Raw genomic sequence first — 23,595 nt, 5'->3', positions numbered from 1 at the left:
GCCCCCGCCGACCGCGGGAAATCCCGATGTCCCGGTGCGGGACGCTCGCGCCCGCAGTGTGCCCGGAGTCTGCGTCTGGGCCGTGGTGCTGGTCGTCGTGCTGCCGGTGCTGGTGCTGCGGCCGCACCACGGGCCTGTGCCGACGGCCCTGCTGCTGCAGGGCGTGGTCGTGGCGCACACCGGGGGCGCCCTCACCCGCGTGCTGACCGCACCCAGGGTCCGGCTCGTCGCTTTCGGCTTCTGGATGTTCTCCTACATCTGGTTCGGTCTGGCCCCCCTGGCGCAGCTCACCTCGGACACCTACCCCTGGCCCTACCGGGCCGGCGAGGAGACCTCCTTCGCGGCCGTGGCGGTCGTCGAACTGGGGCTGCTCGCCTACAGCGCCGGAACGGCCCTCGCCGTCCGAGGCGCGACCACCCGTGCCGCCCGGCCCGGCGCGCTGGACCGGCTGCTCGCCCGCCGCCTCGCGCCCTGGCGCGTCCTGGTGCTGTGCGGACTCGCGCTGGCGCTCGCGGTGCTGCTGATTCCCGGCCAACCGGGCGGAGCCGTCGCCTACTTCACCAGCCGCCAGGCCATCAACGAAACGGGCGCCCTGAACGATTCGTCGGACTCCTTCCTGCAGCCCATGCGAAGCTGGTCGCTGTCCGTGCCCGCCTTCTGGGGCCTGTTGGGCCTGCTGCGCCTCCCGCGCCTGCCGGACGGCGACCTCCTGCTGCGCGGCCTGAGACGGCTGCTGCTGCCCCTGCTCGTCGCCGTGAACATCGTCGTCAACAACCCCATCAGCAAACCGAGGTTCTGGGCCGGCACGGTCCTGCTCACGCTGCTGTTCAACGCGGACCGGTTGTGCCGGCCCCGGGCCTCGCGTGCGGTCGCCGGTGCCGTTCTCGCCACGGTGCTCGTCGTCTTTCCCTACAGCGACTACTTCCGCTACGACGACCGGCAGCCTGTCGCCGTCGTGTCGATGGCCGAGCAGTTCACCGCCAAGGGCGACTACGACGCCTTCCAGCAGGTGCAGACCGGCCTCGACTACGCGCGGGAGAAGGGGGTCTCCCCCCGGTCCGCACTCGGTCCGCTCCTCTTCATGGTGCCGCGCTCGGTGTGGCCGGACAAACCCCATGACACCGGTATCACGCTGGCACAGTACGCGGGTTACGACTTCCTCAACCTGTCGGCGCCCCTGTGGATCGAGAGCTTTCTGTGGGCCGGTCCGGCCGCCGTGGCCCTGGTGTTCTGCCTGCTGGGCGCGGCGGGACGCCGTATGGACGAGGCACGGGACCGCCTGCTGGGCCGGCCCGGCACGCTGGCGGTCCTGCTGGTCCCCGCCTTCGCCTTCTACCAGTTGATCTTCCTGCGCGGCAGCCTGCTCGGCATCGCGGGCCCGATGCTGCTCATGGTGACCGTTCCGCTGCTCATCAGCAGGCCGGCGCGCCAGGTGTCCGAACTCACCGCACCGGCGGCCCTGTCCGCTCCCGTCCCGCACGCCTCACTTCCTCACCCAGGAGGCCACCTGTGACCGGTCCCGTCCCCTTCGACGACCGTTTCGGCGAACCGGACCAGCTCCGTGACCAACTGCGCCTGCTCCTTCGCCACCGGGTGGCGATGGCACTGGGGGTCGCCCTGGGGCTGCTCGGCGGGCTGGCCATGGCGCTGTACGACGCGGGCACCTACAGCTCCACCAGTGAGGTTCTGGTCCGCGCCGGGGCCGACCCCTTCGACACGGTCAACGTGCCCGTCGACAACCAGATCAGCATGAGCACGGAGCAGCAGATCGCCGCCGGCGCGACCGTCGCCGTCCGGGCGGCGCGGACCCTGGGACAGCCCGACAGCCGGGCCACCGCCCTGCAGGACCACCTCCGGGTCACCAATCCGGTCAAGTCCCAGGTGCTGCGCTTCGAGTTCACCGCGAGTGCCCCCCAGCGCGCGGCGCGCGGCGCCGACGCCTTCGCCGAGGCCTATCTCGCCGACCGCAGGAGCCGCAACGACGCGGCGGTGCACCGGGCCGTCGACGGCATGAGAACGCAGATCGCCGCGCTGGCCCGGCGGACGAAGGACGCGGACAACAGCGCGGACGCCTCCGCCGTGCAGAGCGAGATCGGCAGCCTGCGCAAGCGCGTGTCCGAGATCAACTCCCGTGACACCAGCGGTGGCGACATCGTCCGCAGCGGCGCGGCGCCCGCCCTGCCCTCGGGCCCCGGGACGAGCGCGCTGGTCGTCCTCGGTCTGGCCGGCGGTGCCGTCCTGGGCGTCCTGCTGGCCTGGCTGTGCTCGGCCCTCGACAGCCGGGTGCGGTCGGCCCGCGAGGTCCAGGCCACCCTGGGCGCGCCCGTGCTGGGCAGCCTGCCCCCCGGCCCCGGCGCGGACGACCCGCTGCTGACCGTCGGCCACACGGACGGCGCCCGGGTCCAGGCCTACCGGTCTCTGGCCTTCCGTACCGGTCTCTCCGGCGGCGGCTGCCTCCTCGTGGTGGCGCCACGGGCCGACGACAGCGCCGGGGAGGTCGCCGCGAACCTGGCCGCGGCCTTCGCGGAGTGCGGACGGCAGGTCGTGCTCGTGGACGCCGACCCCGACGCGCCCGGTCTCGCCGCCCGCCTGCCGCTGGTGCCGGCGGAAGAGCGCACCGAGCCGGAGACCTCCCTGCCCGAGGGCGGCGTCCTCGTCGACGCGGGCTCCGCGGGTCGGTTCGCCCTCTGCCCCGGTGGCGGAACCGGCAAGTCGCCGCACACCGACGTGTCCTGGGCGACGGACCAGGTGGCGTCCGGCACCTGCTCGCCCGTCACGGTCGTCGCCGGCAGGCCCCTGTTGGAACACCCGCACACGCTGGTGGCGGCCCGGCACTTCGACGGTGTCGTGGTGGTCACCGGACGTGACACCCGGCGGGACGACCTCGGGCAGACGGGCGAGCTGATCGGCTGCTCCGGCGTACGGCTGCTGGGCGCCGTGGTCGACGCCGGACGCGCGCGGCACGGTGCCGCCGTGCTCCGCCGTGTGAAGCCGGGTCCCCGCACCGAGAGCGTTCTGCCGGGCACACAGCCCGCGGGGCAGCACGACACACTCACGGTCTCCAGGGGATGACGGCGACCGGGGCGGCCACTCCCACCACCGGGGCCACTGCCCGCAGCACGGTCGCCGCCGCGGCACGAGGTGGTCTGTGGGGCGCGGCGGGTTCCGCCACGAACGCCGTGTTCGCCTTCCTCCTGGTCGGCCTGATCACCCGGGCGGCCGGAGCCCAGGGAGCCGGAGCGATCTTCACGGGCGTCGCCGTGTTCACCATCGCCAGCAACGTCTGCAAGCTCGGCGCCGACACCGGGCTCGTCCGCTTCATCCCCGGGGATCTCGCTCTCAACGGCGGCCGCTCGGTGCGCTCTTTGCTGCGCATGGCGGTGCTCCCGGCGGCGGCAGCCGCCACCGCGACCGGCGCGGTGCTGCTGCTGTGCCCCGCGGTGGCCACGACGCTCCTGCCGCACCTGCCCCGCGCCGACGCGGTCGCCCTGATCCGGTTCTTCGGCCTGGTCCTGCCCGCCGCCACCGTCAGCCTGCTCCTGCTCGGCGCCACCCAGGGATACGGCACCGTCGTGCCGTTCGTCTCCGTGGAGCAGATCGGCAAGCCCGTGCTCCGGGTGCTGATCGCGGTGCCGGTGGCCTACTGGGCTCCCCGGATGATGTCCCTGGCGGCGGCCTGGCTGCTGCCGGCGCTGGCCGGTCTCGCAGCCGCGTGGCTGGGCCTGCGCCGCTGCCGGACCCAGCACCGCACCACGGCGGCCCCAAGGGGTGCGGAGCCCGTCTCCTGGCGGGCGTTCTGGGCCTTCTCCGCACCCCGCGCGGTCTCCTCCGTCTTCGACATCAGCGCGGTCTGGGTGGGGGTCATCCTGCTGTCGGCGCTGGCCACCGACGCCGAGGCGGGTATCTACACCGCCATCGGCCGCGTCGTCACCGCGGGCACCCTCGTCCAGCTCGCCGTCCGCCTGTCCGTCGCGCCCCAGTTCAGCCGGCTGCTCGCCGTCGGCGACGTCGCCGAAGCCCGCCACCTGCACCGCACCTCGACCTGCTGGATCGTCCTCTTCTCCTGGCCACCGTTCGCTCTCATCGCCGGCTTTCCCCGCACCGTCCTCGCCGTCTTCGGGCCGGAGTTCACCGCGGGGGCACCCGCCCTGGTCATCCTGTGTGCGGCTGCCGTGGTCAATGTCGCGGTCGGCAACGCGCAGACCGTGCTGCTCATGGCCGGCAAGAGCTCCTGGCATCTGGCCTGCACGGCTGCGGCGTTCGCGGTGCAGCTCACGGTGGGCCTGCTCGCCGTGCCCCGATGGGGCATCCTCGGCGCGGCCCTCTCCTGGGGCGCCGCCATCGTCGTGGAGAACCTCTCGGCCGCTCTGCTGGTCCGGCTGCGGCTCGGCTTCACCACCGTGGCCGCCGGGTACACGAACGCCCTCGGTATCGGCCTGGCCGTCTCCGTGGTGCCGGCAGCCGTGCGCGTCCTGTCGGGTGACACTCCGTCAGGACTCGCACTCAGTCTGACTTTCGGAATGTCGGCATTTGGTACCTTTTTGTGGCGATATCGCACGCCTCTGGGTGTGAGCGAGCTGGTCCAGGTGCTGCGCCGTCGCACCGCGTGAGCCGGCACCGTCCGCATCGGCGCCCTCGTCCAGCCCGCCCCCTTTTCCTTTGAGGTGTCCCTTGCGTCAGCTCCGTAAGAAGGCGGTCACGAGCCCGGCTGCCGCCGCCCTCATCTGCGCAGGCGCTCTGCTCGGCGCTCCCGCCGCCGCGGTCGCGGGCCATGGACCGGCGACGTTCACCGCGGATCCGTCGGCCACCTGGCAGACGGACGGCATCGTCTGGTCCCTCGCCTACGCCCGCGGTGTCGTCTACGCCGCAGGCTCCTTCGACACGGTCCGCCCGCCCGGTGCCGCGGCGGGCACCCGGCAGGTCCCGCGGCACAACTTCGCCGCGTTCGACGCCGTGACCGGAAAACTGCTGCCCTGCGCCCTGTCCTTCACCTCCGGCGCCGGCTCCTACGCGGCCGGCACGGTACGGGCCATGAAGCCCTCCCCCGACGGGCGGGTGCTGTACGTGGGCGGCTCCTTCGGGCGCGTCGGGTCCACGGGCGTGGCGAACGCCGTGGCCGTCAACACGGCGGACTGCACCCTGCGCAGGGACTTCCGGCCCGCGGTGAACGCGACCGTGCGGGCCATCGAGACGACCGACCGCGGGGTGTACCTGGGCGGTGACTTCGACATGGTGGGCGGCCAGAGCAGGAAGCGCGTCGCCGCCCTCGGCCACAGCGGTTCGTTGCTGCCCTTCAAGGCCGACGTCGACCTGCCGGTCCGGGCCCTGTCGGCCGTGCCCGCGCAACGCGAGATCCTGGTCGGAGGTGACTTCGACGCGGTCAACGGCCGCCCGGCCCACGCCCTGGCCGCGCTGGACATCACCTCCGGGGCGACGCTCCACACCTATCCCGACTGGCTGCCGGCCGCCTCGGTGGTCAAGTCGATCGCACAGGACGGCTCCCACTTCTACATCGGCGCGGAGGGAACCGGAGGCGGCGTCTTCGACGGACGTATCTCGGCCCGGCTCAAGGACGGCGCGATGGCGTGGAAGGACACCTGCCTCGGCGCCACCCAGGCCGTCCTGCCCTACAACGGCGTCCTCTACAGCGCCTCCCACGCGCACGACTGCTCGCAGACCCCCGGCGGGTTTCCCGAACTGGGCGTTCGCCACACACTCCTGGCCCAGTCGGTCACGGACCGGCACATCCTGCACTGGTTCCCCGACACCGACGGCGGGCTCGGAGAGGGGGTCGGCCCGCGTGCCCTCACCATGGCCCGGGGCACCCTCTGGGTGGGCGGCGAGTTCACCCGGGTCAACGACCGGCCGCAGCAGGGACTCACCCGCTTCGGCACCGCAGCCCCCACGAGCCTGCCTCGGACTCCCGCCCTGACGCTGCTGGCCGCGAACCCGGGAAAGGTCACCATCGGCTGGCGCGCCACGTGGGACCGTGACACCGCCGTCCTGACCTACCGGCTCTACCGGGACGGAAAGCTCGTCTCCCGGCAGGCCGTCTCCTCCACGTCCTGGAACCTTCCGCAGATGAGCTACACCGACTCCGTGCCCGCCGGTACGCGCCACCGGTACGCCATCGAGGTGACCGCCACCGGCGCCCGCACCTCCCACAGATCGCCCTCCCTGTCCGTGACGGTGCCCGCACACGCCGGCCCGACGACCGGAGGCTGACCCGTGGAAGCGACAGTCATCGGATACGCGCCCGGCGTCTGGGACCTGTTCCACATCGGGCACCTCAACATCCTGCGTCAGGCGCGCCGACACTGTGACCGCCTGGTGGCCGGGGTGGTGTCCGACGAACTGGCCGGGCGCCTCAAGGGCAGGCGGCCGGTGATCCCGCTGGCCGAGCGCCTGGAGATCGTCCGCAGCATGCGCCACGTCGACGATGCCGTGGTGGAGACGCACGAGGACAAACTGCGGACCTGGCGGCAGGTAGGTTTTCACGTCGTTTTCAAGGGAGACGACTGGAAGGGCACACCCACATGGGAGACCCTCGAACGCCGCTTCGCGGACGTGGGTGTCGAGGTCGTCTACTTCCCCTATACGGTCCACACCTCCAGCACACTATTGCGCGGGGCGCTGGAACTGATGCAGTTCCCGGTACCACTTCACCAAGAAGGCGACGAGGAACAGGACATGAGCCAGCAGCAGCCCGCAGTACAGAACTAGGAACATGGCCGGACTGCCGAGGAACAGAAAGCTGATACAGGTCGTGCCGTAGTCGACCGGCAGGAGCAGCACGGGCCCCAGCACCGAGGCAGAGCCGCTGTCCGTTCCCGCCGCCGCTCCTCCCCCCTTGAGCTTCTGCGTGAGAATGCCGCCGAAATAGATCACCACCGCTGCGGACTGGAACACCATGGGGGCCAGCAGAAGGAGCGGACTGGACAGGACGAAGAAACGGTAGAACGCCACCAGGACGACCGAGTGCAGCGTGACGATCCTGACGCAGTCCAGCACATGGTCCAGCCATTCGCCCGACAGGCTCGCAGAGCACTGGATCCGCGCGAGCTGACCGTCCGCCGCGTCCAGGGCGAAGCCCAGGACAAGGGCCACGCCGACACAGACCGACATCACCGGCGCGGGCCGCAGCAGGGCCACCGCCGCCAGGGCCGGAAAAGTGAACAAGGCACCGAGGAGCGTCAGCTGATTGGGAGTCGCGCCTAAACGGAAGGCCAGCGCGGCCATGACACGGCCGGCCGGGCGATTGACGAACCGGCTGTAGACCGACACCCCCTTCGCCGGCTTCTGTGCCGTCGAGAGTTGCCTCAGCGTCTCCGCGAACTCGGCCATCACCCTCCTTGGTGACACAACCACTTGAGGAAAGAAGGCAACCATGTCAGAACTGGGTGGCGAGATCTCGCGCAACCGTCGGCATATTCTGCGCGGCGGAACGTCGCTGCTGTTCGCAGCGGCCCTGCCCGCAGGCAGCGCGTCCGCCAAAAGTGTGTCCCCGGGGCGGATGTCCGGGATCAATGTAGCCGATCTCGGTGCCGTGGGCGATGGATACACCGACGACACAGAGGCATTCGAAACCGCCTATGCGCTCGCCGCCGCCCGTGTCCGGGACGGGGTGGGCCGCCTGGTCATCGAGATTCCCGCCGGGGACTTCCTCATCACCCGGCCGCATGCGCTGCTGAACGGTGTGGCCCCGCCCCGGCCCGCCAACGGTCTGCGCTTCGCCGGGGTCGGCAAGAACATGACCACCCTGGTCTTCCGTCCGGCCACCGGCCCGGGCTCCTATCTGTGCCGCAATGAGGACAGCTGGTCGAACCTGTCCTTCGAACGCATGCAGTTCCGGTCGGCCACACCGGGCGCGTCCTTCTTCAGTTCCTATTCCACCGGCCAGGCCCAGGACTACCGGTTCTCGGAATGCGAGTGGCTCGGGGAATGGGAGTACGGGCTGGCCCTCGACGGCACGGACACCAACTCGGAAATGCGCTGGGAAGCCTGCACGGTCGCCGGCAGCTACCGGAAAGCGTTTCTGTACTCGGGGCTCTCGGGCCGTAAACAGGCCAGCCCCAACGCCCAGGACCAGTTCCTGAACTACTGGTTCACCGACATGAAGGTCGAGTACGAGTGGGGCAACTTCCTGGAGTTCCCCTACGGCGGATCCATCGACTGCCGCGGCGGCTCGTACATCATCACCGGAAAGCGCCCCAAAAGTACCCCGGAGTACGGCACCACCAGCACCTTCTTCCGCTTCCCGGTCAGTCAGCACCACGACTCGGTGCAGCGTTTCCACGCCCAGGACATCCGGTTCGAAGTACGTGACCCGGACGTCAGGATCATCGACTGCGTGTGGAGCAGCGGAACGGTCCACTTCAACGACTGCGACGACACCGGGATCGCCTTCAAGGACTTCTCCGCCGAAGTCCGCCCGCACCGCTACACGGTGGGCCCACGGGGACCCCTGATCCGCTACGACTCCTGTCAGCTCGTGGGCCGCCACGAGTACCGGACGGTCCACAAGGAGGAGACGCTGCCGACCGTGGTCCGCTACGACATGTGCCTGCTGCGGAACCACTCCCGGACCGACTTCGCCGTCACCGACGCCACCGGTCCCGCCCGCTTCGTGCAGTTCGTCGACTGCATCGACACCGAGCCCACCGGCGGCACGACCCCCCGGGCGACGCCCGGCGCCCCGGTGGTGACCCCCGGCCCGACCCCTTCTCGGCCCTGAGGGGGCCCGGGCTGGTCCCGGGCCCCCTCACCTGCGTGTTCCTCAGCTGTACTTGGTGGGCTTGACACAGAAGTCGATGCGGGTGAGGTTCGCGTACTTGCCGGTCGAGTTGACCGGGGCGTGCAGCGAACCGGCGGCGGCGACGCCGTCGGGGAATCCCGTCGTGCTGTCGTAGTTGACCACGGTGGAGCCCGCGGTGCCGCCCGTGGCGGTGACCCTCACGACGGAGCGGTGAGCGGTTCCGGGGATGTTGAAGCTGAACACCTGTCCCTGGGTGGCGCTGGAGACGGTGAGCTGGAAGCTTCCGTCGCCGGGGATCGCCACGGACTCGGTCATGGGATTGGTCACGCTGACCGCGATCGAGCCCGAGGGGCAGACCGGCGGCGGAGGAGGCGGCGTCGTCTGGCACCCGCACCCGGTCGTGGGCGGCTTCGACTGGCACGCCGAACACCCGGACGTGGGGGCGGGCGTCGCCTTGCACGACGTGCACGCCTGCGTCGCGCTTGGGGCGGCGTGGGCCGACACGGAGCCGACAGCGATACCGAATGCCGCGGTCGCGGTCAGGCCGGCGCCGACGAGCCCCGCTCCCCAACCCAACCGCCGTGACTGCGTCCCTGTTCGGGCAGCTACTCGCATGACGAGCACTCCTCCTCATTGCCGGGGTACCAGAACTCGGGTACCTGATCTCGCCCGACGTTCCCACGAACAGCATGCCGTCGTGGGTTACGACTCCTTTTCCTAGGCCATTCGAGCTTCCGCGAAGGCCTGAAGGGCGGAGTGCGCCGTCGCGGCGTCGCGATATCCGGGGCAGGGTGTCTACTTTCGAATTCCATGCGACCAAGTAAAAAAACGGCCAGGACCGCCACCACGGCCTCCGCGGTGGTCCTCCTCGCGGCCGCTTCGCTCACATCCGCTTTCGGCGCGCAGGCGCACGACGTAAGAACCCGGAGTGGCGAGAAGGCCCTGCGTGGTGAAACACCCCTGACTGCGGCGCCGTTGGCGACCTGGCAGACGGACGGCATCGTCTGGTCGGTCGAGTACGCACGCGGTGTCGTGTACGTCGGCGGCACCTTCGACAGCGTCCGCCCGCCCGGCGCGAAGCCCGGCCAGAAGCGGGTCGCCCGGAAGAACTTCGCCGCCTTCGACGCGGTGACCGGCAAACTGCTGCCGTGTGCCCACTCCTTCACGGAAGGCGCCGGGACAGTACGGGCGCTGAAGGCCTCGCGCGACGGCAAAGTGCTGTACGTCGGCGGATCGTTCGGCAAGGTCGACGGCGCCGGAGTGGCCAGCGCGGTCGCGCTCAACACGGCCGACTGCTCGCTGCGCAGGGACTTCCGCCCCGCGGTGGCGGCGCCCGTGCGGACCATCGAGACCACCGGCACGACCGTGTACCTGGGTGGTGACTTCACGGTCGTCGACGGCCAGGAGAGGAAGCGCGTCGCGGCGTTCAGCCCCAGCGGCACGCTGCTGCCGTTCAAGGCGGACATCGACGAGCCGGTCCGGGCCGTCCTGGCGGCACCCGACCGGGGTCAGGTGCTCGTCGGCGGAGCGTTCCACAACGTCAACGGCAAGCCGGAGCAGGCGCTGGTCTCCCTGAACCCCGCGACCGGTTCGACGGTGCGTTCCTTCCCCGACTGGCTGCCGGAACGATCCGCGGTGACGTCGCTGACCCGCAACGGCGACCGCTTCTACCTGGGAGCCGAGGGCGAGGGGACCGGCATCTTCGACGGCCGTATCGCGGGCCGGCTCGCCGACGGCAAGATGGTCTGGAAGGACACCTGCCTGGGCGCCACCCAGGATGTCGTCGTGTACAGGAACGTCCTGTACAGCGCGTCCCACGCCCACTACTGCGGCCTCACCCCCGGGGGCTTCCCCGACGGACCCCGACGGCATTTCCTGGCTCAGTCGATCGGTGACAGGAGCATCCTGCACTGGTTCCCCGACACCGATGACGGTATCGGTGAGGGAGTCGGCCCCCGGACGCTGGTGATGGCCGGCGACATCCTCTGGGCGGGCGGCGAGTTCACCACGGTCAACGGCAAACCGCAGCAGGGTCTGACGCGCTTCGGGGCCGGTCCCGGCGACACGGCCCCGGAGGCGGTGCCCGGGCTCACGGGCGGGCGTACGCGCGCCGGAAAGGTCACGCTCTCCTGGCGTGCCGCATGGGACCGGGACGACGCGGAGCTGACGTACCGGATCTACCGCGACGGTGTCCTCGTGGCCTCGCCGAAGCGGCGGTCGACCGAATGGGACCGCCCGGACATGACGTACACGGATTCCGTCCCTCACGGCTCACATCACCGCTACACGATCGCCGTCACCGACGGAAAGCACACGACGCCCCGCTCGCAACCGCTCGACGTGACCGCCTGAGAGGACCGGTCATGGAGTGACCTCGCGCGCGGATCATCCGATGACATGACGCGCGGGGTCATTCGGGATGTATGAGTTCCAGGAACTTGCAGTCAGTGGAGTTTCCCGCGGCGCATCTCTCTCGTTTAGCCCAGCAGAAGTGCGACCCGAGCTCCCGAGTTGCGGACGAGAGGAACACAATGAAGAAGCTGAAGGCTGCGGCCCTCATGGTCGGCACCCTGGCCATCGCAGGCGCTGCGACGCCCGCTGTCGCCGCGGACGTGCCGGCACAGGGCATTCTGGAGGACGGGAAGACGGTCACCCGCGCTCTTCCCAACGCAGCCGAGATGCCGACGGGCGCCGTCGCCAACAACGTCAGGACCGCGGCGGAGGGTGTGAAGCAGTCGGGCATCGTCAAGACACCCGTCTTCGGCGGCACCCTGCCGAACCCTCTCGACGGCAAGCCGCCCGCCCAGCTTCCGGCCAAGCTTCCCGTCGTCAAGTAACCGCGGCCCGGGGGCAACTCGGCGGTGAACCCGTCGAGTTGCCCCCGCAAGGTGCCAGGCCGGCTCCGTTTCCCGGAGCCGGCCTTCGGCGTTTTCGGGACGCACTTCCGGGCGCCCGCAGAAAACAGCTGGCGGCCCGCCGGAATCCGGCGGGCCGCCACGTGCTTGAGGACTGCTCAGAACAACAGGCCCCCGGTGTAGGGCGCCCACTGCGACTGGTCGACCGGGGCCGTGTTGCACGCGGCGTAGTGCGAGTTCGGCGCGACCACGCCACCGAGAACGGCACCGTTGGACCACGGCGCGATGCAGCGACCGTCGATCAGCGCGCCGTTGGAAACGACAAGCCCCTGCTGAGGGGAGTTCACGACGACCGGGGACTCCGAGAAGCCGTTGCCGCCGGTGACGGTCGTGTTGCTGTCGGCAGCAGCAGTACCGGCGGCGGCCAGGACGATGCCCGCGGCGAGCGCGGAAAGGGCCGTAACCTTGTTACGCATGAGATGCGCCTTTCGGTTGTGGGAGGGGGATGGGTTGGGCGGGAACGTCTGCTGACGTCCCCGCCCCGCTCAGGGGTCGGAGCGCGAAGGGGTCAGAACAGCAGGCCGCCGGCGTACGGCGCGTGCTGCGCCTGGTTGACGTTGGCCGTGTTGCACGCGGCGTAGTGAGAGTTCGGCGCGGCGACGCCGCCGAGAACGGCACCGTTGGACCACGGGGCGACGCAGCGGAGGTCGACAAGCGTGCCGTTGGAGACGATGGCGCCCTGCTGGGGGGCGTTCACGACGACCGGGGACGACGAGAAGCCGTTGCCGCCGGTGACGGTCGTGCAGTTGTCGGCTGCGGCGGTGCCCGCGGCCGCCAGGACGACACCTGCGGCGAGGGCGGAGATGGCCGTAACCTTGTTACGCATGAGATGTCCTTTCCGGACTGCGTTCTGGGAGGGTTCGCCTGCCCCGAATTACTCGGAGCGGGGGATCAGAAGAGCAGGCCGCCCGCGTACGGAGCGTTCTGCGACTGGTTGACAGCAGCGGTGTCACAGGCGGCGTAGTGCGAGTTCGGCGGAACGACTCCACCGAGAACGGCGCCGTTGGACCACGGTGCGATGCAGCGGCCGTCGACGAGGGCGCCGTTGACGACGACCACACCCTGCTGGGGGGCGTTCACGACGACCGGGGACTCCGAAAAGCCGTCACCGCCAGTGACGTTGGTCGTGTTCGAGGCGGAGGCAACGCCCGCGCTGCCGCAGAGAGCGCTGAGGGCCAGTGCAGTGACGACCGCGAACTTCCTGGTCAACTCGGTTCCTTCCTGGATTCACGGTAACCCGCGCTTACATGGCAAGAAACCGAAATATGTGGCGGAAAGTCACGCGGACACCGGCCATACCGGACGGATTCCATCGGATGGCGGAACGATGCCGTGTCCCGCTTCCCGAGTGCCGCACAAAAGCTGGAGCGGATGCCGACATGCGTCCGGCCCACTGGATATGAGAATTCCAGTGGGCCGGAGGGGCTTGAGGCGTTTCCCGGGCGCGACATCGGGCACCGGGCGAACGCGGGGTGCTGGTCCGGCTCCAGACTCTGTGCCACGCCGCGAGGCGCCGGACGTGAATCGTGCCGGGGCGGCCACCGGGCCGATCCGTCCGCGGCACTGCGATGTCGGTCTCCGGCTGACGAGAACCGGATCAGAGTGTCAGAATTCCGGCGGATTCCACTGCGCCGACTCCTGACGGTTTACGTGTCACCCCTGGCTGAGCAGGCTACCGATCCCGGCGCTGGTCGGCGCATTCAGCGGATGGAGCTGGACAGATCCGGTTCCGACCGGGTTCTTCACCGGAATTGCGGGCTTCTTGCTGCTGTCGCGCCCCATCCCGTCCAGGTATACGCCGGAAACCCTCGCCGCCTTGTTCGTGCCGGTGACCGTCGCTGACTGGTTCTCGTCGAACGCACTGCCCTTGGTGAGGTTGCCCTGCTTGGCCACCCGCATCACGGTGTCGGCCGCGGGCACGATCGCCGGAGCCACCTCGGTCTGGGACATGAGACCGAGCGGGCCGGCTTCCTGGGCAGGCGCCTTGGCGGTGCCCGATGCCGCGACGGCCGAGCCGCCCACGAGACTTGCGCCGATGGCCAACGCCGCAGTTGTGAAAACTGCCTTCTTCATGATCACCTCACTTGGAGTTACCTCTGATCCGACAGACGCAGAACATAGCAGTCCACAGGCCATCAAAAGCGATGCGCTACTCCATACGCATGAAGATTTCTGCAGCGCGGGAGCGCGAATTATCCGGACCCCCGGAGCGATTCACGTCCGGTCAGCGGATCGATTGATCGTATGGTGTGCCAAGCGCCCGGCAGTCGATATGCGGACGGAAACAGAGATACGAAAAGGGAATTATGAAACCACGTCCTTGCGGGCGAAGCCTCTGAAGGCCAGGGCGAAGAGCACCAGGGCGTAGGAGACGGAGACCGCGGCGCCCTGGATCATGCCGGACCACTCGGCGTGCGGCTGGACGGCGTCGGCCCAGGCGAACTGCCAGTGCGCGGGCAGGAAGTCGCGCCAGTGGCCGAGGGCGGTGACGGCGTCCAGGACGTTGCCGACGATCGTCAGACCGACCGCGCCGCCGACCGCGCCGAGCGGGGCGTCCGTCTTGGTCGACAGCCAGAACGCGAGCCCGGCGGTGACCAGTTGGGAGACGAAGACGTATGCCACGACCACCAGGAGCCGCTGGGCCGCCGTGCCGCTGTCCAGGGCTCCGCCGGTCGGTATCTGCAGCGGGCCCCAGCCGTAGGCCGCCGTGCCGACGGCGAGCGCGACGACCGGGAGCAGCACCATCGCGGCGAGGCTCATCCCGAGCGCGACGACGAGCTTGGACCACAGCAGCCGGGCCCGGGGCACCGGCGCGGCCAGCAGATAGCGCAGCGAGGACCAGCCGGCCTCCGAGGCGACCGTGTCCCCGCAGAACAGGGCGACCGGGATCACCAGCAGGAAGCCCACCGAGACGAACAGGTTGACCGCGGCGAAGTTGGCGCCCGACGCGGTGGCCGTGTCCATCAGGGTGACCTGGCCGTTCCGGTCGTGCGGGGTGCCGATCGCGAAGGCGATCAGCAGCACGAACGGCAGCAGGGCGAGGATCGCGCCCATGACCAGGGTGCGCCGCCGCTTGAGCTGGCGGACCAGCTCGACCCGCAGGGGCAGGGTGTGCCGGGTCCGATAGCCGGAGGCGACCTCGGTGAGCGTGCTCATGCGGAACCTCCTATCAGGGTCAGGAAGGCGTCTTCGAGGCGGCGGTGCGGGCCGACCGAGGCCACGGGCACGTCGAGGCGCACCAGTTCCACGACCAGCCGCTCGGCCGTGCCGCCCGGCTCCAGCCGGACCAGCAGTCCGTCGTCGGTGCGCACGGCGGAGGCGACGCCGGGCAGCGCGCCGACCTTCTCCACGACCGGCTCCTGCACCGGCGCGGCCGTGCCGACCAGCAGGGTGTCGCCGGAGCCGACGATCTCGTGCACGGGGCCCGTCTGGACGAGCCGGCCGCGGTCCATCACCACCAGGTGGGTGCAGGACTGCTCGACCTCGGCGAGGAGATGGCTGGAGACGATGACCGTACGGCCGCCGGCCGCGTAGCGGATCATCACCTCGCGCATCTCGCGGATCTGCGGCGGGTCGAGGCCGTTGGTGGGCTCGTCCAGGATGAGCAGGTCGGGCAGGCCGAGCATGGCCTGGGCGATGGCGAGGCGCTGGCGCATGCCCTGGGAGTACGTGCGCACCGCGCGGGCGAGCGCGTCGCCGAGCCCGGCGATCTGAAGCGCCTCGTCCAGGTGGGCGTCCGCGGGCGGGCGGCCGGTGGCCCGCCAGTACAGCTCCAGGTTCTCCCGGCCGGACAGGTGCGGCAGGAAGCCCGCGCCCTCCACGAAGGCGCCGACCCTGGACAGCACGGGCGCACCGGGGCGGATGGCGTGCCCGAAGACCCTTATCTCCCCGTCGTCCGGGGTGATCAGGCCCATCAGCATGCGCAGGGTGGTGGTCTTGCCCGCACCGTTGGGGCCGAGCAGGCCGAGCACCTGGCCGCGTTCCACCCGGAAGGACAGCTCGCGCACCGCGTACCGGTCGGTGGACTTGGCGTACCGCTTGCTCAAGTCCTTGATGACGAGCGGGACTTCGGCCAGTTCGGGGTCGGGTGCGGGGGCGGTCGTGCGGCGGCGGGCGGTGAGCAGCAGGGCGAGCGCGACGGCCGCACCGGCCGCGGGCAGCCACCACACCCAGGCGGGCAGCGGCGCGGCCGCGGTGCTGACGGCGGGGGCCGTCGGCACGCTCAGGGCGCTCTTGAGGGAGACGGTGTAGGTGGCGGGGGCGGCCGGGGAGGCGTAGCCGAGGTCGGTGGAGGCGAGGACCAGGCGGAGGCGGTGGCCCTGCTGCACCGTGTGGTCGATCGCCGGGAGCGTGATCGTCACGTCCTTGCCCGCCGTGGCGCCGGTCACCCGGAAGGGCGCGACGAGCTGGCCGGGCAGCACCTGCTGGGTGCCGCCGGGGCCGACGTCGTAGACCTTGCCGAACAGGACGGCGTCGTCGCCGGTGGAGGTGAGGTGGACGGTGGCGGTCGGGGTGCCGGTGATCCGCAGGTCGCGGGTGAGCGGGGCGGAGTCGAACTTCGCGTACTGGCCGGGGAAGTCGAGGGAGATGCCGACGCCGAGCGCGGAGAGCTGGGACAGGCCGCCGGCGCCGCCGAGGCCGGGCAGGGCGGAGACGCCGGGCGGGCTGGCGCCGGCCGGGTTGGCGATCCGCTGGGTACCGCCGGCCAGGGAGACGGCCCGGAGGTGGTCGCGCAGGCCCGGGTAGGCGGACGCGCTCGCGCCGCGCAGCTGGGCCGTGCCGTCGTTGGAGTTCACGCCTCCGGTGCGGGTGATGCGGAAGGCCGGGCCGGTGTCGGTGTTGCTGTCGCCCTTCAGATACCGGTCGAACCACGCACGCACGCGTGCCTGGACCCGGCCGGTCTCCATGTCGCCGCCGTCGTGGCCGCCCGCGATCCAGTCGACGTCGACGGGGGCGCCGTTGGCGCGGATCGCCTTCTCGGCCGCGTCGGCCTGGCCGAGGGGGAACAGGGAGTCCGTCTGGCCCTGCAGCAGCAGCGTGGGCACCTTGATGCGGGCGGCGACGGCGGAGGGGGAGCGCTCCTCCAGCAGGGTGCGGGCGGCCTGGTCGGGGGTGCCGGACTCGGCGACCCTGTCGTACATCCGGCACAGCTCGGTCTCGAAGTGGGCGCAGCCGCCGCCGCTGTTGAAGAAGATGCCGGCCCACAGCTTCTTGAACACGCCGTTCGGGAAGAGCGCGTCGGCGAGGTTCCAGTACGTGATGGCCGGGGCGATGGCGTCCACGCGGTGGTCGAATCCGGCGGCGAGCAGGGAGATCGCGCCGCCGTAGGAGCCGCCGGCGATGCCCACGCGCGGGTCGCCCGGTTTGTCGAGCTGGACCTCGGGCCGGCGCGCGAGCCAGTCGATGAGCCGGGAGACGTCGGCGACCTCGGCCTTGGGGTCGTTGAGGCCGATCTTCCCCGTCGACCTGCCGAAGCCGCGCGCGGACCAGGTCAGGACCGCGTACCCGGCCCGGGCGAGGTCCTCGGCCTGGCCGCGCATGTCGTCCTTGCTGCCGCCGAAGCCGTGCCCCAGCAGGACGGCCGGGTGGCGGCCGGCGCCGGCCGGGGCGAAGAACGAGGTGTCCAGGCGGGCGCCGTCGACCGCCGTCATCCGGTCGGTGCGCTGCACCGGGGGCGGGCCGCCGGAGGCGGCGGCCGTCCAGGTGCCGACGCCGGCCAGCACCACGACAGCGGCCGCGGCGGCCACCAGCCGCCGCGGCCCCTTGAGCAGCCCTCGCAGCGAGGGCACCCGAAGATCCATGCCTCAACGGTACGGGCCCGCACCGACAAGCGACGGCTCCCCCGGGCTGAACCCCGGCCCCTCCCAGGGGAGTACGGGTCTGCCCGGCGTACTTCGGGCGTGGTACGCGGAGCCCCCGGTCGTGGTACCGCGGGGCCACGGAGCGCCGCTGGGCCCCACGGCCGGCTCCGTCGGCGCGGTCCTCCGGCCGGCCGTCAGGCCTCGGCGTCCTCCGGGATCGAGACCAGCCAGCGGGTGTCGCGGCGCGGGCGGAGGTAGAGCGCCCAGTAGAGGGTGGCGACGGCGGTGATGGCGCCGGTCCACAGCAGGTACGAGGGGTCCTGCTCGACGAGGATGTAGACGAGGACCGCGATGAGCAGTACCGGCATCGCGGGCCACAGCGGCATCCGCCAGGCCGTGCGGCTGCCGTGCCCGCCGCGCCGGGCGAGCAGCGCGGCGATCGCGACCAGCAGGTACAGGCCCGTGACGGCGACGCCGGTGACGCCGTACAGCGTGTCCAGGTTCACGAAGCAGAGGAAGGCGCCCGGCACGCCGACGACGAGGGTGGCGACCCACGGGGAGCCGAACCGGCCGAGCCTGGCGAGGGCGTTGTTGACCGGCGTGGGCCAGGCCTTGTCGCGGGCGGAGGCGAACAGCACACGGGAGTTCTGGATGACCATGACGATGCCCGCGTTGATGATCGCGAGGGCGACGCAGAGGCTGACGAAGGTGCCGACCGCCGAGTTGCTCCAGGCGATGACCATGCTGCTGATGTCGCCACCGGTCAGGGACTTGAGGTCACCGGCGCCCAGGGTGATCGCCACGACCGGCACCAGGATGACCACGCTGGAGATGGCGAGCGTGGCGAGGACGGTGCGGGCGACGTTGCGGCGCGGGTGCTCCAGTTCCTCGGAGAGGTAGATCGCGGTGGAGAAGCCCTGGGTGGCGAACAGGGCGATGGCGAGCCCGGACAGGACCATCATGGCGGTCACGGGGTTCACGTGCGCGTGCTCGCCGGCGACCTGCATCGAGCCGAGGCTGCCGAGGCCGCGGTGGGCGTGGGTGAAGCCGAGGAGGGCGACGACGCCGGCCGCGACGACCTCCAGGACCAGGAAGATGCCGGTGATCCAGGCGTTGGCGCGCAGGTCCAGCAGGCCGGCGAGGGTGGCGGCGAGCATCACCCCGGCGCCCGTGAGGGACGGGTCGAGGTGGACGACCGGGGCGAGGTAGTCGGCGGTGCCCATCGCGATGACCGGAGGGACGATCATCACGACGAGCAGGGACATCACGAAGGCCAGCCAGCCCAGCAGCCGCCCGGCCAGCGTGGAGACGATGGCGTACTCGCCGCCGGCGCTGGGGATGAGGGTGCCGAGCTCGGAGTAGCAGAAGGCCACGGGGATGCAGAGCAGTGCGCCGATGGCGATACAGAGGGCCGTCGCGGTGCCGAGGCTGGAGAACAGGTCGGGCACGATGACGAAGAGCGTGGAGGCGGGCGTGACGCACGAGAGCGTGAGCAGGGTGCCGCCGACGACGCCGATGGACCGCTTGAGTTTCTGAGGGCTGTCAGAAGCGGCTATGACGGCTGGGTCGACAGAGCGGAGCGTGTCGGTCATACGGCGGTTCCGATCGACTCGTGCGAGTGAGGGTGAGGTCGGGAGCGCTATCGCCTCCGGCGGGCCTGGTCGTACATGCTCTGGTCCGCTCCCGGCGGCTGAATGGAACCCCGACGAAAACCGCCTCGTCAATGGGTGTTCACCTACGGAATCCGTAGCGAAATGGCGATCTGAAGCCGGTTCTCGCAGTAACGGTCCCTATAGGCGGGCACTTGCACCGGTACGAGAATCGCAGTGTCCGGGCACAAAAAAACAGGGCCGTCCGCTATACGGACGGCCCTGTCGGGCGCTCAGTGGTTGCGCGGGAAGCCCAGATCCACGCCCGCCGGGGCGTCGGCCGGGTCGGGCCAGCGGGTGGTGACGACCTTGCCTCGGGTGTAGAAGTGCGTGCCGTCGTTGCCGTAGATGTGGTGGTCGCCGAAGAGGGAGTCCTTCCAGCCGCCGAAGGAGTGATAACCGACGGGGACCGGGATCGGGACGTTCACGCCGACCATGCCGGCCTCGACCTCCAGCTGGAAGCGGCGGGCCGCGCCGCCGTCCCGGGTGAAGATCGCCGTGCCGTTGCCGAACGGCGAGGCGTTGATGAGGGCCAGGCCCTCCTCGTACGTCTCGGCGCGCAGCACGCACAGCACCGGGCCGAAGATCTCGTCCTGGTAGGCCTTCGCCGACGTCGGCACCCGGTCCAGCAGCGAGAGGCCGATCCAGTGGCCGTCCTCGAAGCCCTCGACGGTGTAGCCGCTGCCGTCCAGGACCACCTCGGCGCCCTCAGCGGCCGCACCCGAGACGTAGGAGGCCACCTTGTCGCGGTGGGCGGCGGTGATCAGCGGGCCCATCTCGGACGTCGGGTCGTTGCCCGGGCCGATCTTGATCTTCTCGGCGCGCTCACGGATCTTCTCCACCAGCGTGTCACCGATCGCGCCGACCGCGACGACGGCCGAGATCGCCATGCAGCGCTCGCCCGCCGATCCGTAGGCGGCCGAGACGGCGGCGTCGGCGGCGGCGTCGAGGTCGGCGTCCGGCAGGACCAGCATGTGGTTCTTCGCGCCGCCCAGCGCCTGTACGCGCTTGCCGTTGGCCGAGGCGGTGGTGTGGATGTAACGGGCGATCGGGGTCGAGCCGACGAAGGACACCGCCTTGACGTCCGGGTGCTCCAGCAGGCGGTCCACGGCCACCTTGTCACCGTGCACGACGTTGAAGACGCCGTCGGGCAGGCCGGCCTCGGCCAGCAGCTCGGCGAGCTTGACCGAGGCCGACGGGTCCTTCTCGCTCGGCTTCAGCACGAAGGTGTTGCCGCACGCGATGGCGATCGGGAACATCCACATCGGGACCATCGCCGGGAAGTTGAACGGCGTGATGCCCGCGACCACGCCCAGCGGCTGCCGGATCGAGGAGACGTCCACCCGGCTGGCGACCTGCGTCGACAGCTCGCCCTTCAGCTGCACGTTGATCCCGCAGGCCAGGTCCACGATCTCCAGACCGCGCGCGACCTCGCCGAGCGCGTCGGAGTGCACCTTGCCGTGCTCGGCGGTGATCAGCTCCGCGATCGCGTCCCGGTTGGCGTCCAGCAGCGCGCGGAAGCGGAACAGGATCTCCGTGCGCCTGGCCAGCGAGGACTGGCCCCACGTCGTGAAGGCTTCCTTCGCAGCCGCTACGGCGGCGTCCACCTCGTCGACCGACGCGAACGCGACCTTCGTGGTGACCGCGCCGGTCGCGGGGTCGGTGACCGGCCCGTACGTGCCCGACGCGCCTTCGGCGGTCTTGCCGCCGATCCAGTGGTTGACGATCTTCGTCATGCCCAGAAACTCCTTTTACAGATGGCGGCGTCGGGTCGAGACGTGCCGGTCGTACAGCTCACGGGCCTTGACCGCCGACGGTCGGGTCGCGGTCTCGGCCACAGGAACATCCCACCAGGCCTGCGCCGGAGGCGCGCCCGACACAGTGTCGGCCGTTTCGGTCTCGACGTAGACACATGTGGGAGTGTCGGCGGCCCGCGCCTCGGCGAGCGCCGCGCGCAGGTCCTCGACGGTCTTCGCGCGCAGCACCCGCATGCCCAGGCTGGCCGCGTTGGCGGCGAGATCGACGGGCAGCGGGGCGCCCGCGAACGTCCCCTCCTCGGTCGGGAACCGGTAGGCGGTGCCGAACCGCTCGCCGCCCACCGACTCCGACAGCCCGCCGATGGAGGCGTACCCGTGGTTCTGCACCAGCAGGATCTTGATCGCGATGCCCTCCTGCACGGCGGTCACGATCTCCGTCGGCATCATCAGGTACGTGCCGTCGCCGACCAGCGCCCACACGGTGCGCTCCGGCGCCGCGAGCTTCACGCCGATCGCGGCCGGGATCTCGTAGCCCATGCAGGAGTAGCCGTACTCCAGGTGGTACTGGTCGTACGAGCGTGCCCGCCACAGCTTGTGCAGGTCGCCCGGGAGCGAGCCGGCCGCGTTGATGATCACGTCCGACTCGTCCACCAAGGCGTCCAGCGCCCCGATGACCTGCGGCTGCGTCGGCCGTACGTCGATCTCGTCGGCCTCGAAGCAGGCGTCGACGCGCTGCTCCCAGCGCTCCTTGTCCTCGGTGTACTCGGTGACGTAGGAGTCCTGGACGCGGTAGCCGTGCACCTGGAGGGCCTCGGTCAGCTCGCCCAGGCCGCTGCGGGCGTCCGCGATCAGCGGCAGCGCGGCGAGCTTGTGGCCGTCGTAGGGCGCGATGTTGAGGTTCAGGAAACGGACGTCCGGGTGCGCGAAGAGGGTGCCGGAGGCGGTGGTGAAGTCGGTGTACCGGGTGCCGACGCCGATCACCAGGTCGGCGGTGCGGGCCAGTTCGTCGGCGGTCGCGGTGCCGGTGTGGCCGACCCCGCCCACGTCCTGCGGGTGGTCGTGGCGCAGCGACCCCTTGCCGGCCTGGGTGGAGGCGACCGGTATACCGGTGGCCGACGCGAACTCCGCGAGGGCCTCCTCGGCGCGGCTGTGGTGGACGCCGCCGCCCGCGACGACGAGGGGCCGGCGCGCCGCGCGGATCGCCTGGACGGCCTCGGTCAGTTCGACCGGGTCCGCGCCCGGCCGGCGTACGGTCCACACGCGCTCGGCGAAGAACTCCTCGGGCCAGTCGTAGCCCTCGGCCTGCACGTCCTGCGGCAGGGCGAGGGTGACCGCGCCGGTGTCCACCGGGTCGGTGAGCACCCGCATGGCCTGCAGCGCGGACGGGATCAGGGCTTCCGGACGGGTGATGCGGTCGAAGTACTTCGACACCGGGCGCAGCGTGTCGTTGACCGATACGTCGCCCGCGTACGGCACCTCCAGCTGCTGGAGGACCGGGTCGGCGGGGCGGGTGGCGAAGACGTCGCCGGGCAGCAGGAGGACCGGCAGGTGGTTGACGGTGGCGAGGGCGGCGCCGGTGACCAGGTTGGTGGCACCGGGGCCGATCGACGTCGTCACCGCGTGCGCGGACAGCCGGTTCGACTGACGGGCGTAACCGACCGCCGCGTGCACCATGGACTGCTCGTTGCGGCCCTGGTGGTAGGGCATGACGTCGCGGTACTCGATCAGCGCCTGGCCGATCCCGGCGACGTTGCCGTGCCCGAAGATGCCCCAGGTCGCGCCGATCAGCCGGCGCCGCTCGCCGTCGCGCTCGGTGTACTGCGCGGCGAGGAAGCGGACCAGCGCCTGGGCGACGGTCAGCCGGGTCGTGCTCATCGGTACCCCCCTGTGCTCTCTACGTGATCGGGGTGGAAGCAGATCCGCCACTCCCGCGTCGCGCCCGGGCCCGCCATGACGTTCAGGTAGTACATGTCATGGCCGGGCTGGGCGATCGACGGGCCGTGCCAGCCGTCGGGGACGAGGACGGCGTCGCCGGAACGGACCTCGGCGAGGACGTCGGAGCCGCCCTCACGCGAGGGGAACACGCGCTGGTAGCCCAGGCCGTTCGGGCCGTCGATCTCGAAGTAGTAGATCTCCTCCAGCGCGGACTCCTCGCCCGGCCGGTGCTCGTCGTGCTTGTGCGGCGGGTACGAGGACCAGTTGCCGCCCGGCGTGATCACCTCGACGGCGATCAGCCTGTCGCAGTCGAAGGAGTCGGCTGCGGCGAAGCCCCGCACCTGACGGGCGCAGTTGCCGCTGCCGCGCTGCTCGACGGGGACCTCCGGCGCGGGGCCGTAGCGGGCGGGGAGTCGTCGCTCGCACTTCGCTCCTGCCAGGGCGAAGCGGCCTCCCGCGCCGGAGGCGATCTGGACCCGGGCGTCCCGGGGAACGTACGCGAAGTCGGAAGCCTTCGCGAACACGCTGTCCCGGCCCAGGAGTTGGAACTCGTACTGCTCGCTTGACGCAGTCTCAATTTGTACGGTACATCCGCCTTGCAGCGGAAGCACGATCCACTCGCTGTCCCCGGCGGTGAACACATGCGTACCGCCCGGCGACAGCGCGACCACCCGCAGACTGCTGTGCGTCCAGCCGGCCGACGCGGGGTCGATGTCGACCACGTACCGGTCGTTCGCGGTCGCACCCTCGGGCAGATGCAGGTCGGTGCTGGTCATGCGGTCC

General features: G+C 70.8%; 20 protein-coding genes. 8 read left to right on the top strand and 12 right to left on the bottom strand.

Going from position 1 to position 23,595, the window contains the following annotated elements:
* Window positions 1-34: 34 nt before the first annotated feature.
* The 5 genes from BIV23_RS40620 (at window position 35) to BIV23_RS47760 (ending at window position 6,723) form a co-directional block, all read left to right on the top strand.
* Entirely contained in the window at window positions 35-1,513 is a 1,479-nt protein-coding gene (locus tag BIV23_RS40620) for a hypothetical protein (protein ID WP_107471414.1), read from the top strand.
* Window positions 1,510-3,072, top strand: coding sequence for a hypothetical protein (locus BIV23_RS40615; RefSeq protein WP_071386021.1), 1,563 nt, complete (start codon window positions 1,510-1,512; stop codon window positions 3,070-3,072). Before BIV23_RS40620 ends, BIV23_RS40615 begins: the two co-directional genes overlap by 4 nt.
* Window positions 3,069-4,610 carry a lipopolysaccharide biosynthesis protein gene (locus BIV23_RS40610; protein ID WP_071386020.1) on the top strand — a complete coding sequence of 514 codons (1,542 nt, stop codon included), beginning with the start codon at window positions 3,069-3,071 and terminating at the stop codon, window positions 4,608-4,610. Before BIV23_RS40615 ends, BIV23_RS40610 begins: the two co-directional genes overlap by 4 nt.
* A gap of 61 nt (window positions 4,611-4,671) precedes the next feature.
* Complete coding sequence (locus BIV23_RS40605; RefSeq protein ID WP_071386019.1) at window positions 4,672-6,225, top strand: hypothetical protein; 1,554 nt, start codon at window positions 4,672-4,674, stop codon at window positions 6,223-6,225.
* A 3-nt stretch (window positions 6,226-6,228) separates the two neighbouring features.
* Window positions 6,229-6,723, top strand: coding sequence for an FAD synthase family protein (locus tag BIV23_RS47760; protein ID WP_245790887.1), 495 nt, complete (start codon window positions 6,229-6,231; stop codon window positions 6,721-6,723).
* Here BIV23_RS47760 and BIV23_RS40600 read toward each other — a convergent pair.
* Window positions 6,619-7,344 carry a CDP-alcohol phosphatidyltransferase family protein gene (locus BIV23_RS40600; protein WP_071386018.1) on the bottom strand — a complete coding sequence of 242 codons (726 nt, stop codon included), beginning with the start codon at window positions 7,342-7,344 and terminating at the stop codon, window positions 6,619-6,621. The genes BIV23_RS47760 and BIV23_RS40600 overlap by 105 nt on opposite strands.
* A 43-nt stretch (window positions 7,345-7,387) precedes the next feature.
* On the opposite strand from BIV23_RS40600, the gene BIV23_RS40595 reads away from it, so the two are divergent.
* Window positions 7,388-8,734 (top strand): glycosyl hydrolase family 28-related protein, encoded by a 1,347-nt coding sequence (locus tag BIV23_RS40595; protein WP_245790886.1) that lies wholly within the window; start codon window positions 7,388-7,390, stop codon window positions 8,732-8,734.
* Between the two features lie 42 nt (window positions 8,735-8,776).
* Here BIV23_RS40595 and BIV23_RS40590 read toward each other — a convergent pair whose 3' ends face one another.
* The gene (locus tag BIV23_RS40590) at window positions 8,777-9,082 is read right to left on the bottom strand and encodes a hypothetical protein (protein ID WP_143079221.1); all 306 of its coding nucleotides are present in this window, start codon (window positions 9,080-9,082) and stop codon (window positions 8,777-8,779) included.
* Between the two features lie 648 nt (window positions 9,083-9,730).
* Here BIV23_RS40590 and BIV23_RS40585 point away from each other — a divergent pair.
* Together BIV23_RS40585 and BIV23_RS40580 are read left to right on the top strand one after the other, a co-directional pair.
* Window positions 9,731-11,107 carry a fibronectin type III domain-containing protein gene (locus BIV23_RS40585; protein ID WP_245790885.1) on the top strand — a complete coding sequence of 459 codons (1,377 nt, stop codon included), beginning with the start codon at window positions 9,731-9,733 and terminating at the stop codon, window positions 11,105-11,107.
* 179 nt (window positions 11,108-11,286) lie between these two features.
* A complete protein-coding gene (locus BIV23_RS40580; protein ID WP_071386015.1) occupies window positions 11,287-11,592 on the top strand; it encodes a hypothetical protein in 306 nt (101 codons plus the stop codon).
* A gap of 176 nt (window positions 11,593-11,768) precedes the next feature.
* Here the strand turns inward: BIV23_RS40580 and BIV23_RS40575 are convergent, their stop codons facing one another.
* From BIV23_RS40575 to iolB, 10 genes are all read right to left on the bottom strand, one after another.
* Window positions 11,769-12,086, bottom strand: coding sequence for a hypothetical protein (locus BIV23_RS40575; protein WP_071386014.1), 318 nt, complete (start codon window positions 12,084-12,086; stop codon window positions 11,769-11,771).
* A 92-nt stretch (window positions 12,087-12,178) separates the two neighbouring features.
* Window positions 12,179-12,496: a hypothetical protein gene (locus tag BIV23_RS40570; RefSeq protein WP_071372080.1), complete on the bottom strand. Its 318-nt coding sequence runs from the start codon at window positions 12,494-12,496 to the stop codon at window positions 12,179-12,181.
* Between the two features lie 65 nt (window positions 12,497-12,561).
* Window positions 12,562-12,879, bottom strand: coding sequence for a hypothetical protein (locus BIV23_RS40565; RefSeq protein ID WP_071372081.1), 318 nt, complete (start codon window positions 12,877-12,879; stop codon window positions 12,562-12,564).
* A 444-nt stretch (window positions 12,880-13,323) separates the two neighbouring features.
* Window positions 13,324-13,743: a hypothetical protein gene (locus tag BIV23_RS40560; RefSeq protein WP_245790884.1), complete on the bottom strand. Its 420-nt coding sequence runs from the start codon at window positions 13,741-13,743 to the stop codon at window positions 13,324-13,326.
* Between the two features lie 231 nt (window positions 13,744-13,974).
* Window positions 13,975-14,826, bottom strand: a complete 852-nt coding sequence (locus BIV23_RS40555) for an ABC transporter permease (RefSeq protein WP_071386013.1) — start codon at window positions 14,824-14,826, stop codon at window positions 13,975-13,977.
* Window positions 14,823-17,471 (bottom strand): alpha/beta fold hydrolase, encoded by a 2,649-nt coding sequence (locus BIV23_RS40550; RefSeq protein WP_071386012.1) that lies wholly within the window; start codon window positions 17,469-17,471, stop codon window positions 14,823-14,825. The genes BIV23_RS40555 and BIV23_RS40550 overlap by 4 nt, the downstream gene beginning before the upstream one ends.
* A gap of 194 nt (window positions 17,472-17,665) precedes the next feature.
* Complete coding sequence (locus BIV23_RS40545; RefSeq protein ID WP_071386011.1) at window positions 17,666-19,063, bottom strand: APC family permease; 1,398 nt, start codon at window positions 19,061-19,063, stop codon at window positions 17,666-17,668.
* Between the two features lie 290 nt (window positions 19,064-19,353).
* Entirely contained in the window at window positions 19,354-20,856 is a 1,503-nt protein-coding gene (gene mmsA / locus BIV23_RS40540; RefSeq protein WP_071386010.1) for a CoA-acylating methylmalonate-semialdehyde dehydrogenase, read from the bottom strand.
* 15 nt (window positions 20,857-20,871) lie between these two features.
* Window positions 20,872-22,752, bottom strand: a complete 1,881-nt coding sequence (gene iolD / locus BIV23_RS40535; protein ID WP_071386009.1) for a 3D-(3,5/4)-trihydroxycyclohexane-1,2-dione acylhydrolase (decyclizing) — start codon at window positions 22,750-22,752, stop codon at window positions 20,872-20,874.
* Window positions 22,749-23,588 carry a 5-deoxy-glucuronate isomerase gene (iolB, locus tag BIV23_RS40530; protein ID WP_071386008.1) on the bottom strand — a complete coding sequence of 280 codons (840 nt, stop codon included), beginning with the start codon at window positions 23,586-23,588 and terminating at the stop codon, window positions 22,749-22,751. The genes iolD and iolB overlap by 4 nt, the downstream gene beginning before the upstream one ends.
* Window positions 23,589-23,595: the final 7 nt, after the last annotated feature.

This window comes from Streptomyces monashensis, assembly GCF_001866665.1.
Lineage (GTDB): Bacteria > Actinomycetota > Actinomycetes > Streptomycetales > Streptomycetaceae > Streptomyces > Streptomyces monashensis.
The sequence above is the reverse complement of the archived record's forward strand: the minus strand, read 5'-3'. Positions and strand labels throughout refer to the sequence as shown.

Coding starts and splice junctions, on each gene's coding strand:
- BIV23_RS40610 (WP_071386020.1), top strand. CDS start 3,069: ATGACGGCGACCGGGGCGGCCACTCCCACCACCGGGGCCACTGCCCGC.
- BIV23_RS40600 (WP_071386018.1), bottom strand. CDS start 7,344: ATGGCCGAGTTCGCGGAGACGCTGAGGCAACTCTCGACGGCACAGAAG.
- BIV23_RS40595 (WP_245790886.1), top strand. CDS start 7,388: ATGTCAGAACTGGGTGGCGAGATCTCGCGCAACCGTCGGCATATTCTG.
- BIV23_RS40580 (WP_071386015.1), top strand. CDS start 11,287: ATGAAGAAGCTGAAGGCTGCGGCCCTCATGGTCGGCACCCTGGCCATC.
- BIV23_RS40575 (WP_071386014.1), bottom strand. CDS start 12,086: ATGCGTAACAAGGTTACGGCCCTTTCCGCGCTCGCCGCGGGCATCGTC.
- BIV23_RS40570 (WP_071372080.1), bottom strand. CDS start 12,496: ATGCGTAACAAGGTTACGGCCATCTCCGCCCTCGCCGCAGGTGTCGTC.
- BIV23_RS40560 (WP_245790884.1), bottom strand. CDS start 13,743: ATGAAGAAGGCAGTTTTCACAACTGCGGCGTTGGCCATCGGCGCAAGT.
- BIV23_RS40555 (WP_071386013.1), bottom strand. CDS start 14,826: ATGAGCACGCTCACCGAGGTCGCCTCCGGCTATCGGACCCGGCACACC.
- BIV23_RS40550 (WP_071386012.1), bottom strand. CDS start 17,471: ATGGATCTTCGGGTGCCCTCGCTGCGAGGGCTGCTCAAGGGGCCGCGG.
- BIV23_RS40545 (WP_071386011.1), bottom strand. CDS start 19,063: ATGACCGACACGCTCCGCTCTGTCGACCCAGCCGTCATAGCCGCTTCT.
- mmsA (WP_071386010.1), bottom strand. CDS start 20,856: ATGACGAAGATCGTCAACCACTGGATCGGCGGCAAGACCGCCGAAGGC.
- iolD (WP_071386009.1), bottom strand. CDS start 22,752: ATGAGCACGACCCGGCTGACCGTCGCCCAGGCGCTGGTCCGCTTCCTC.
- iolB (WP_071386008.1), bottom strand. CDS start 23,588: ATGACCAGCACCGACCTGCATCTGCCCGAGGGTGCGACCGCGAACGAC.